Raw genomic sequence first — 11,813 nt, forward strand, 5'->3', positions numbered from 1 at the left:
ATAGAATTATTCTGAAATTGCATTAGCAACAATAAACCCAGATGTCCACGCATTTTGGAAATTAAATCCACCTGTAATAGCATCAATATTGACTATTTCGCCAGCAAAATAAAGGTTAGGGTGTAATTTGCTTTCCATGGTTTTGAAATTGATTTCTTTTAAATCAATTCCGCCCGCAGTAACAAATTCATCTTTAAAAGTACTTTTACCATTAACTTGAAAAATGCCTTTTGTTAGTTGATTTGCTAGGTTTTGTAATTGAATTTTGGACAAATCCGCCCATTTGGTTTCATTGCCAATTCCCGAGGCTAGAACCAAACTTTCCCATAACCGATTTTGCAATTCTAAAGGCGACTTTTTGACTACCGTTTTTTTGGCATGTTCTTGTTTGAGTTCTTTCAAAAGGGTTTCGGCATCTTCGGTATCTATATCATTTAGCCAATTGACTTCTATTTTAAATTGGTAATTCTTATCGTGTAAGATACGCGCTCCCCAAGCAGATAATTTTAATATAGCTGGGCCGCTCATTCCCCAATGGGTAATCAATAAAGAGCCTGTCGATTCTAGTTTGGTATCCTTAACTTTAACGGTTACTTGAGTCGCAATTCCAGGTAATTCTTTAATTCGGGTGTCTTTGATATTAAAGGTAAATAGGGAAGGTACAGGTGTAATAATGGCATGCCCAAACGTATGTAATAAATCCCAAATTTTAGGATTGCTTCCTGTAGCTAAGATGAGTTTTTCGGCTAAGAAGCTTTCGGATTGCGTATCGATTTTCCAATAATTTCCTGTCGAGCCTTCGGTATAAAAAATGGATTGTACACTTTGTCCCGTTACAATGGTTATACCTAATTGATGACTGGCATTTAAAAAACAATCGATGATGGTTTGAGAAGAATTGGAAACAGGAAACATTCTGCCATCGTCCTCAATTTTCAGTTCGACTCCGTGTTTTTCAAACCATTCAATGGTGTCGCCAGAGCAAAATTGATGAAATGGACCACGCAATTCTTTCTCGCCCCTAGGATAGAATTTGACCAATTCGTTGGGTTCAAAACAAGCGTGGGTTACGTTGCAACGTCCTCCTCCTGAGATACGAACTTTGGAAAGCACTTCTTTTCCCCGTTCTAAAATCGCGACTTTGAGTTTTGGATTGCGCTCTACAATGTTGATAGCCGAGAAAAATCCAGCAGCTCCACCACCTACAATTATAATATCAAAGTCTTGATTCATTTTTTGTTTTTGAATGACAAAGTTAAGAATAAAAAAAGAGCCCATCTAAAAAGACTTCTTTCTGTCAAACTTTTCCGAAGATTTAGGAGTTTTAGTTTCTATAAATAAGAATAATTATTATTTATAGATTCCGAAATAAATTCGGAATGACAAATTTTGTGCTTTTTAGAGAGACTCTTTATATAACTTAATTCGATTTTATTTTTTCAATTCCAGAAGAACCAAATCAAATTCCGAATCAATTGTTACTTTTCCATTAGCAACAACAGCTTCTTTTCCAGAATACGCATCTTTTACTTTGGCTCCATTTTTAAAAATAGTTCCTGTTGGGATTGTTTTTTTGCCTTTCACTAAATTCAATCCAACGACCACTTGATCCTTGTATTTTCCTTGAGTAAAAGTACGACTGAACACATAAGGAGTAGCCGAAATTTGTAGGTGAATACCAGCTCCTACTGCAGGGTGATTTTTTCTAAACTGTCCTAATTTTTGCCAGTGTGTCAAGGTTTTTTTAGTAGTTGGGTTGTTTTTGATATCATCCCAATTCATGAATGAACGCAAAGTTGCATCGCCTTGTGTTCCCTCGATAACTAAATTTCGTCCTGACTCATCTCCATAATATACCTGAGCCGTTCCTGGAGTTAGTAATAATTTTGTAGCACTTTCAAAGGTTTTTTCTCTTTTTCCGTCAAAAGGAGTAGCGTCGTCGTGAGACGAAACATAATTCAATACACCAAATCCTTTTAATTCTTTTTGTAATGTGTTTGAGTAGTAAGAGAACAAACTTTCATAATCTTTTTTGGCTTCATTTTTAAATTCAAAATTGATTAAACTATTGAATCCATTGGCAAAATAATTTACTTTTTTGTCACCAAAATCATAGTACAATCCTCCACTGATGTTATACCCTGAAACCTCTCCAGTAGTATAAAAAGCATTGTTGTCTAGCACTTTTTTAGGATTGTTCTTTTTCCAAGTAGCAAAAGCATAGTTGCATTGCTTTTTGAATTCAGCCCAAACGCCTTCTTCAATATGTTTGGCAGTATCAGCACGGTAGCCGTCTATTCCATATTCGCTAATATAATCGGTTAACCATTTGATGATGTAATATTTAGGTGCTCTTGGGTAGCCTGTTCGGGCAAAGAAAGCATCTAATTCTTTCACTTCTTGTTCGTAACGTCCTTCTTTTTTCCATTTTTCTACTAAAGCTGCTGGTAGTTCTACATTTTGCTCGCTTTCAGTACGTGTGTCAGGAAGATTGGCTACCAAGGTACAAGCGGTTGTATTTGCGTAGTTTTTGTAGTCGCAAGCTGGGCTTGTTCGTACCCAACTTTCTGGCCAAACCGCATCCTGAGGGGTTACTGGCCCCGTATGATTGATAACTCCGTCAAAAACAATACGAATTCCATGTTGGTGTGCTTTTTCAACCATGGTTTTTAAATCTTCGGCTGTTCCAAAGTTGGGGTCTAAAGCAGTCCAATCTTTAGTCCAATAGCCATGAAATCCATAACTATATCCGGTTCCTTCATCCGTTCCATCGTGAATTTGTTCTACTAAAGGGGTCATCCAAATAGCATTGATTCCTAATTGGTCAAAATACCCTTCTTCAATTTTTTGGGTAATCCCTTTAATATCACCTCCCATAAAACCACGTAATTTTCCAGTTTCTTTATTTCGATTAAAATTGACGTCATTATTGGGATCTCCGTTATTAAATCGATCCGTCAACAAGAAATACAAATTGGCGCCTTCCCAAACAAATGGAGCTGTTTGGTTTGTTTTTTTATGTTGAGCTTGTGTTTCATTTGATGAAATGAAAACAGCCAAAAGGGCTAGTAGTAAAACATTTTTTTTCATGATAATAATTATTTAAGTTCCAATATCAAAGCCGATTTAGCCTCGATAGTGATGTTGTTTTTAATATTGATACTTTGTCCAGAAATTACGTCTTTTCCTGTTGAATAGTGTTGCGTATTTTCTTTAAAACGAGCAACAGCCAGATCTTGTTTTTCATCTGAATTGTTGATGATTACCATTACGCTTTCAGCATCATTGTATCTAAAATAAGTATAGACATTATTTTCAGGAACATAATGGGTGGTTTTCCCGTTGTGGATTACCGATTTTCCTTTTCTCCAATTGAATAATTTGGCAGTAAAATCAAAAAATTGTTGTTGCTCTTTGGTACGACCTTCATTAGAAAAAGCATTGTTGGAATCGCCTTTCCATCCGCCTGGGAAATCCCTGCGAATATCACCATCCCCAACATTTTTATCCCCTTTCATTCCAATTTCAGAACCATAATACAATTGTGGAATTCCTCGAATGGTAGCCACTAAACTCATCGCCATTTGGTATTTTTTGAAATCCCCTTGGTAGATTTGGTTGAAGCGGTTGGTATCATGATTTTCGGCAAAAACTAAGATGTTGTTTGTATTTGGATACAAGAAATCATTGGTAAAATTTTCATATACTTTAATTATTCCTTTGTCCCAACTGGCTTTGTTTTCGTTAAAAACACCTCCGTTAATAGCATCGTGCAGCGTAAAATCCATCACCGAAGGCAGATTGGAATTATAGCTTTGAATAGCTCCAATTTTACTGTCCTTTTGCCAATAGGCCATTTGAGCTTGATCGTGCATCCAAACTTCTCCTACGATATTGAAATGTGGATATTCATCTGTAATGGCTTTGGTCCAAGCAGCAATTCCTTTTTTGTCGCAATACGAATAGGTGTCCACTCGGAACCCATCTAAGTCGGCATATTCAATCCACCAAATGGCATTTTGAATTAAATAATTTAACACCAAAGGATTCGATTGGTTCAAATCAGGCATGGATTTGACAAACCATCCATCCATACAGATTTGAGCATCTGTTTTGGAAGCATTTTGATCAAACTGAGAGGTCATTCGGTAATTAGTTTGCGCAAAACCAGGAAATTGATGAATCCAATCATAAGTAGGCAAATCATTCATCATCCAATGTTGGTATCCCCAATGGTTGGTCACATAATCCATTATGTTTTTCATACCACGTTGGTGCAATTCGGCACTCAATCGAACATAATCTTCATTGGTTCCAAAACGAGAATCAATTTTATATACATCAGATTGACCGTAAGTATGATACGATCCTTTTTCGTCATTGTCTTCGCAAAGTGGGGTAGGCCAAAGTGCGGTAGTCCCCAATGATTTGATGTAGTCTAGGTTTTTGATAATCCCTTCTATATCACCCCCGTGGCGTCCGTCTTTATTAGTACGATTGGCTTTTTCAATCGTTTCTTGGGTGCTGTCATTGTTCGGATTACCATTAGCAAAACGATCGGGCATTAATAAATAAATCATGTCGGAGCTATCAAATCCTTTGCGGAAACGTGAATTTTCTCTCCTTGATTTTAAACTGTATTTTTGGGTAAATGTTACTTTTTTATTTTTCGAAAACGAAAAAAGCAAGTCTTGAGCAGGAATATTCTTGGTATCAACAGTTACAAAAAGATAGTTTGGATTTTCCGTTTTTTGAATGTTTTTGATGACTACTCCATTAGAAACACTTACTTCATTTTGTGCAATGTTTTTTCCGTAGAACATAATTTGCACTTCTGATAAATTCATATTGGCATACCAAAAAGGAGGTTCAACTCGGTCTATTTGAGCAAATGCAAATGTTGTAGTCAATAATAAAAAGAGTAATTTTTTCATAGAAGTAACATTTATTTTTTTAATAAAAATTGCAAAGGAATATGTAACCGTTCTGCCCAAGATTTTTCGGAATGATCTTTACCTTCAAAAAATTGGGTGGTCCAATTGGTGTTTGTAAAACCTTTTTTTTGCATTAATAGATCTACTTTTTTCTGTAAATCAGGATATAAGGCATCTAGTGTTTTATTGCCATAATCAAAATAGATGGAATGCGTTTTCGGATTTGGCAAATGCAACTCCATATAATTGATAAAAGCATCTGGAATAGGGTTGTTTTGAGTGCTAAATGTTCCCGGCCAATGGGTAGAAATACAAGCTGCTCCTCCAAAAACCTCAGGATATTCGCAGATAGCATACATGGAGATTAGTCCGCCCATACTAGAGCCCGCAATGAATGTGTTTTCACTGTTTGTTAAAGTAGCAAAATGGCTGTCGATGTAGGGTTTTAATTCGGTCACCAAGAATTTTAGATACAAATCGGAGATGGGTTGAAAGATTTCTTTCGTTCTTCCTGCTTTTTGTAATTGAGCCGTTATCGAATCTTTTTGAGTTAGACTTAAACTTTCATAGGGCTTTTGCGGAAAATATTCGGGATGTCGTTTTTGTCCATTATTCCAAATACCCACCACAATAAAAGGTTTGGTTTTTCCTTTAAATAATAATTCACCAGCGACTTCATCAACTTCCCATGATTGCTTGTTCCAAGTTGTTGCTGCATCATATAACATTTGCCCATCATGCATGTACAAAACAGCATATTTTTGAGCACCTGAATAACCTTCAGGTAACCAAACATCAATATTTCTTGAATCAACATAGTTCGATTTAAAGTTTTCAAGACGATGTACTTTCCCCGTACTTGCTTGAGGTATTTGTCCAAAAGCAATAGATGTGATAAGAAATACGATGATTTTTTTCATAGTGATTTTATTTTTACCGTGTCATTCAACGGATTAAAATCCGTTGTTAAATAGTGAGTCGTTCCTACGGAACTTTGATTTACTTCAAAGACCGTAGGTTCGGCCTATATTTTAATTCTTGATTTTAACCCAGTCTGTTTTGGTTATATGTTCACTAAACCATTAGCCTCCACAGTAACTTCTTTTCCATTCACCACAACAGTAATAGGGGAGTTGCCTTCTAAAGCAATTTGAGTTGCTTTTTGGTTCACAGTTACTTTTACAATTTGATTTCTAAAATTAATTTTGAAGGAGTACCCTTGCCATTCTTTTGGAATTTTAGGTGCAAAATGTAAGGTGTTGTCTTTTACACGCATGCCACCAAATCCTTCTACGATACTCATCCAAGTACCTGCCATAGAAGTAATATGACATCCTTCTTCTACTTCTTTGTTATAATCGTCTAAGTCCAAACGAGAGGTCCTTAAATAGAAGGTGTATGCCATTTCCATTTTATCCAAAACAGCGGCTTGAATAGAATGCACGCAAGGCGATAGCGAACTTTCGTGAACTGTAAAGGACTCGTAAAATTCAAAGTTATTTTTTAATTGTTCTTTAGAGAAATGATCTTCAAAGAAGTAAAAACATTGCAATACATCGGCTTGTTTAATGTATGGCGAACGTAAGATTCTATCCCAAGACCATTTTTGGTTGATTGGACGTTGGCTTCTATCTAAATCGCTCACGCGAACTAATTCTTTATCCAAAAATCCGTCTTGTTGTAGATATACTCCTAATTTTTCTGAGTAAGGGAAGTACATGTTATCAGCTACTTTTTTCCATTCTTGCAACTCAGCATTCGATAAATTTACTTTTTCGATAATACGTTTGTGATCGGATGGGTATTCTAAAGATACTTTTTGAATTTGTTCCGCCGCATAATCAATACACCATTTAGCAATATAATTGGTATAGAAGTTATTATTGACATTATTTTCATATTCATTTGGTCCTGTAACGCCTAAAATCACATACTGATTTTTGTTTGTTGAGAAAGTAGCTCTTTGGTGCCAAAAACGAGCAATACCAATCAATACTTCCAATCCTTTTTCAGGAATATAGCTGTAATCTCCCGTATAACGGTAATAGTTAAAAATGGCAAAAGCAATCGCTCCATTTCGGTGAATTTCTTCGAATGTGATTTCCCATTCGTTGTGGCATTCTTCTCCGTTCATGGTTACCATTGGATACAAAGCGGCGCCATTGGTAAACCCTAATTTAGCTGCATTTTCAATAGCTTTGTCCAATTGATTGTAGCGATAGGTCAATAAATTACGGGCTACTTCTTGGTCTTTTGTTGCCATGTAGAAAGGAATACAATACGCTTCGGTGTCCCAATAAGTAGAGCCGCCGTATTTTTCTCCGGTAAATCCTTTTGGTCCAATATTCAAACGAGAATCTTTTCCTAAATAGGTTTGGTTCAATTGGAAAATATTGAAACGAATTCCTTGTTGCGCTTTGACATCGCCTTCGATGGTGATGTCTGACATTTCCCAGATTTTAGCCCAAGCAACTTTTTGCTCTTCTAAAAGGGCTTCATATCCTTTGGCTAAAGCCGATTTAATTACATTTTCCGCTGCTGTTTGCGTGTTAGCATGATTCATCGAAACAGTGTATCCACCAATTTTTTGAATCGCAGACGTTTGACCTTTGGCAATTACGGTTTCGTAACTGTATTGGATTTTCTCAGAAGAAGCATCAATAGCAACAGGCGAAATGTTTTCATTTTTTCCATTGGCCCAAATACTATTGTGCATAAAAGTAGTTGCTTTGAAATGTGTTTTGAACGTTTGAGCGGTTACAAAAGCCTCGTTATTCCCTTTTTTTACCTCTAATGGTTCCCAAAACTTCTCTTCCCAGTTGGCATCTTCATTGGTTACACCTGCATCAATATAGGGTTTGTATACAATTTTGGCGTCTTTGTTCAAAGGAGAAATGTCATAATTAATGATTCCTATTTCGTCCAAATCTAAAGATAGAAAACGTTTTACGTTCACTGCAATTTCGGTTCCGTTTTGTAAACTAGCCTCAAAAGAACGTTGGTACCAACCTTCTTTCATATTCAATTCACGACGGAAATTACGAACCGAAGTACAGTTGTGCAAATCTAAATTCTCCCCATTGATTTCGATATCGATTCCAATCCAATTAGGAGCGTTCAATACTTTGGCAAAATATTCTGGATAGCCATTTTTCCACCAGCCCACTTTGGTTTTGTCTGGGTAGTAGATTCCGGCAATATAACTTCCTTGGAAGGTTTCGCCTGAATAGGTTTCTTCAAAATTGGCACGTTGCCCCATAGCACCGTTTCCAATACTAAAAAGACTTTCGGATGATTTTACTCGTTCTACATCAAATCCTTCTTCAATAATCGACCAGTTGTCTGGTTTAATATAATCTTGGTTCATTCTTTTTTTTGTTTTAAAAAAGTTTCAAGTTTCAGGTTTCAAGTTAAGTAGGTACTTGAAACCTGAAACTTGAAACAAAATTTATTTTATAAGTGAATTTAAAAAAGCTTCATCAATATAAGTGAAGTCTTTAAAAATGTATTTCGCTTCGTTTAAAATGGTTGCCTCTCCAATTCCAATACTGGTCATATTGGCAATATTTGCGGCTTGAATTCCAGCAACCGAATCCTCAAAAACAATCGAGTTTTCATTGGAAACACCTAATTTTTGTGCTGCTTGAAGAAAAACTTCAGGATCTGGTTTGGCGTTACTTACGTCATTACCGTCCACAATGGCATCAAAATAAGATAGAATTCCTGTTTTCTCTAAAATAGGTCGTGCATTTTTACTTGCTGAACCCAAAGCGATGGGTTGCTGATTGGCTTTTAAAAATTCTAATACTGGCATCACTCCAGGAAGAATTTCACTCTGATCCATATCCACCAAATAAGATAAGTAATCTTCGTTTTTTTGAATTAACCATTGGTCTTTTTGCTCCTGCGAAGCTTCAACTTGTCCCAAGCCTAAAATGATTTCGAGTGAGCGTACGCGGCTAACCCCTTTTAATAATTCGTTGTGTTCGTGTGTAAATTCGATACCTAAGTCGGTTGCGATTTTTTTCCAGGCTAAATAATGGTATTTAGCCGTATCGACAATTACACCGTCAAGGTCGAATAGGAATGCTTTTTTAGTCATTAATTAAATTTTATTTTTTTATTACGTCATCAACATCTTTAACTCGTGTAACTAAAAGTGCGGCAATAATAAAACTAACTCCGCTGGTTACAATAGCAAATATGGCGTTGTCATGATATACATATTTTACAAGTGGACCACCTAGTAAGGCATTTACGATTTGTGGTAGCACCACAAAAAAGTTGAAAATCCCCATATAAACCCCCATTTTAAAAGGCGAAATGGAGCCTGCAAGAATGGCAAAAGGCATTGATAAAATACTAGCCCAAGCAATTCCAACAGCAATCATAGAAAGAATCAACCAGTTTTCATTGGGCATAAAATACATCGAAATTAACCCCAAACCTCCAATGATTAATGAGATGGCGTGGGTTAATTTTCGGCCTATTTGTTTTGCGATATAAGGCAAGGCAAATGCATAAAATGCAGACACTAAATTATATACTCCAAAAAGAACACCAACCCAGTCTCCAGCATTTTGATAGGCTTCACTTTTATTATCGCTTATAGGTAAACCATAAATATGGTGGGCAATGGCAGGAGTGGTAAATACCCACATGCCAAACAATCCAAACCAAGAGAAGAATTGTACAAAAGCCAATTGCCTCATAGTGGTAGGCATTTGTCTGAAATCATCAATTACATCTAAAAGACTGGATTCTTTTTTTGGAGTTATTTTTTCATCTGAAAATTGCGCTAATTCGGCTGGCGAATATTCTTTAGTACTTAAAACCGAGATAAGCACTGATCCTACTAATACGATAGCTCCAATGATAAAAGATAGAATTAAGTTGTATGGGACTCCTCCGGCTTCGTCTTTATTGGAAACTCCAAACCAGTTGCTTAAAGTGTATGGAAGTAAAGATCCAATTACAGCTCCAAAACCAATTAAAGCGGTTTGGACACTGAATCCTGCTGTTCTTTGATCGGTTCTTAAATTGTCTCCTACTAAAGCTCTGAAAGGTTCCATAGCAATGTTAAACGAAGCATCCATAATCATTAACATTCCAGCCCCTACCCATAATGCAGGGAGTACGGCAATGAAAATTTCAGCTTGAGGCATTAGGATTAATCCAATAGAAGCAAGAATAGCTCCCGTAAAGAAAAAGGGTTTTCTTCTCCCAAATCTTCCCCAAGTTTTGTCGCTATAGTAACCAATAATTGGTTGTACAATAAGTCCCATTAGCGGAGCTATAATCCAAAACCAAGAGAGTTCATGAACATCGGCACCAAAAATTTGAAGAATTCGGCTTGCATTAGCATTTTGTAATGCAAATCCCATTTGTATCCCAAGGAAACCAAAGCTCATAGTCCAGATTTCAAAGGTACTTAATCTACGCTTTTCCATTATCGTAATTTTTAAAATTAATACGATAAGCGCTATGCTTATCAAAACTTAACTATAATTTTCGAAGTAAAAGTAAAAGTTTTGATGCTCCAAATATAGAGATATAAAATTTACATTTAATTCAAAAAATGAATTTTAAACAAAAAAAGTGAACTACAAGGTTGTAGTAACGAACAAATTAACAAATTAAATTTAACTTGTGGATTCTCTTTCAATCAAATGTGTTGAAATTACTTCAGTAGTATAGTTTTCTTCACCTTCATCATAGTCTTCGGATTCTAATCGTTTGATTAGCATCTTTGCTGCTTTAGCTCCCATTTTTTTTCCATTTTGACTTACTGTAGTAATTGTAGGGGTCGAATATTTGGAAATAATACCATCAGTAAATGCAATAACAGCTAAGTCTCTAGGTACGTTAAGGCCCATTTTATTTGCCATTTTAATTATAGTAACAGCAAATAATTCATTTACAGCAAAAACGGCATCGATGGCTTTGTCTTCTAACAGTTTTCCAATTGTAATTTCACAGGTATCAATATCTTCAATTTTAATTATAAGATTTTCATTAAATGGGATGTCGTAATCTAATAAAGCTTTTATATAACCATCTGTTCTAAGCTTTCCTACACTCACATAATCTACCGTGGTAACTAAAGCTATTTTCTTTTTTCCTTTTTCGATTAAACTTTGTACTGCTTCATATGCAGCTGTTTTGTCATCAATGATGACTTTATCACAAAGAATTTCATCAGTCACTCGATCAAACATAACTACGGGCATACCTTGACTAATTACTTCGCTAATGTGATGAAAATCACGTTTGTACTGAGTTTCTTTAGAAAGAGACATAATAAAGCCATCGATACTACCGTTAGCAAGCATCTCCATATTCAAGACTTCTTTGTCAAAGGAATCATCTGATAAACATATAACTACACTATATCCGTTTTCATTAGCAACATGTTCAATTCCATTGATGACTGTAGAGAAAAAATAGTGCACTATTTCAGGAATAATTATTCCAATAGTTTTGGTTTTTCTGTTTTTTAAACTTAGGGCAATATTATTAGGTTTGTAATGGTATAACTTAGCAAAGGCCTGTACTTTCAATCGGGTTTCTTCACCTATTTCATGACTATTTCTTAATGATTTTGATACCGTAGATATGGAAACATCAAGTTCTTTAGCAATTTGTTTTAGCGTTACTTTTCTTTTCATTTAAGGTGGTAGGATGAGTTAGATACAATAAAAGTATTGTTAATTTATTTTAATCGCAAAAATATCCGATTTAATTTCATGATGATATAAACTTTTCAACACTATCACGTTTTCGTAAAAAGAAATCGTTGTAGTATATATCGAAAACGTTATCGTTTTTATTATGTTTGTTACTCGAAGTAAAAGGAAAGCATAATAATCAATTAATTTA

Annotated in this window: 8 protein-coding genes; all 8 read right to left on the reverse strand. The window is 35.5% G+C overall.

Going from position 1 to position 11,813, the window contains the following annotated elements:
- Positions 1-6: 6 nt before the first annotated feature.
- The 8 genes from MG292_RS04515 to MG292_RS04550 all read right to left on the reverse strand — a co-directional run bounded on the left by MG292_RS04515 (position 7) and on the right by MG292_RS04550 (position 11,602).
- Complete coding sequence (locus MG292_RS04515; protein ID WP_264533897.1) at positions 7-1,233, reverse strand: BaiN/RdsA family NAD(P)/FAD-dependent oxidoreductase; 1,227 nt, start codon at positions 1,231-1,233, stop codon at positions 7-9.
- A gap of 198 nt (positions 1,234-1,431) precedes the next feature.
- Complete coding sequence (locus MG292_RS04520) at positions 1,432-3,090, reverse strand: alpha-amylase family glycosyl hydrolase (RefSeq protein WP_264533896.1); 1,659 nt, start codon at positions 3,088-3,090, stop codon at positions 1,432-1,434.
- A gap of 8 nt (positions 3,091-3,098) precedes the next feature.
- Positions 3,099-4,934, reverse strand: coding sequence for a glycoside hydrolase family 13 protein (locus tag MG292_RS04525; RefSeq protein WP_264533895.1), 1,836 nt, complete (start codon positions 4,932-4,934; stop codon positions 3,099-3,101).
- An 11-nt stretch (positions 4,935-4,945) separates the two neighbouring features.
- The gene (locus tag MG292_RS04530) at positions 4,946-5,854 is read right to left on the reverse strand and encodes an alpha/beta hydrolase (RefSeq protein ID WP_264533894.1); all 909 of its coding nucleotides are present in this window, start codon (positions 5,852-5,854) and stop codon (positions 4,946-4,948) included.
- Positions 5,855-5,997: 143 nt separating this feature from the next.
- The gene (locus MG292_RS04535; protein WP_264533893.1) at positions 5,998-8,301 is read right to left on the reverse strand and encodes a glycoside hydrolase family 65 protein; all 2,304 of its coding nucleotides are present in this window, start codon (positions 8,299-8,301) and stop codon (positions 5,998-6,000) included.
- Between the two features lie 81 nt (positions 8,302-8,382).
- Positions 8,383-9,036, reverse strand: coding sequence for a beta-phosphoglucomutase (pgmB, locus tag MG292_RS04540; protein ID WP_264533892.1), 654 nt, complete (start codon positions 9,034-9,036; stop codon positions 8,383-8,385).
- 10 nt (positions 9,037-9,046) lie between these two features.
- Positions 9,047-10,384 (reverse strand): MFS transporter, encoded by a 1,338-nt coding sequence (locus MG292_RS04545; protein ID WP_264533891.1) that lies wholly within the window; start codon positions 10,382-10,384, stop codon positions 9,047-9,049.
- Positions 10,385-10,576: 192 nt separating this feature from the next.
- Positions 10,577-11,602 carry a LacI family DNA-binding transcriptional regulator gene (locus MG292_RS04550; RefSeq protein WP_264533890.1) on the reverse strand — a complete coding sequence of 342 codons (1,026 nt, stop codon included), beginning with the start codon at positions 11,600-11,602 and terminating at the stop codon, positions 10,577-10,579.
- Between the last annotated feature and the right edge of the window lie 211 nt (positions 11,603-11,813).

The sequence above is a fragment of the Flavobacterium keumense genome (genome assembly GCF_029866485.1).
In the GTDB taxonomy this organism is placed as follows: domain Bacteria; phylum Bacteroidota; class Bacteroidia; order Flavobacteriales; family Flavobacteriaceae; genus Flavobacterium; species Flavobacterium keumense.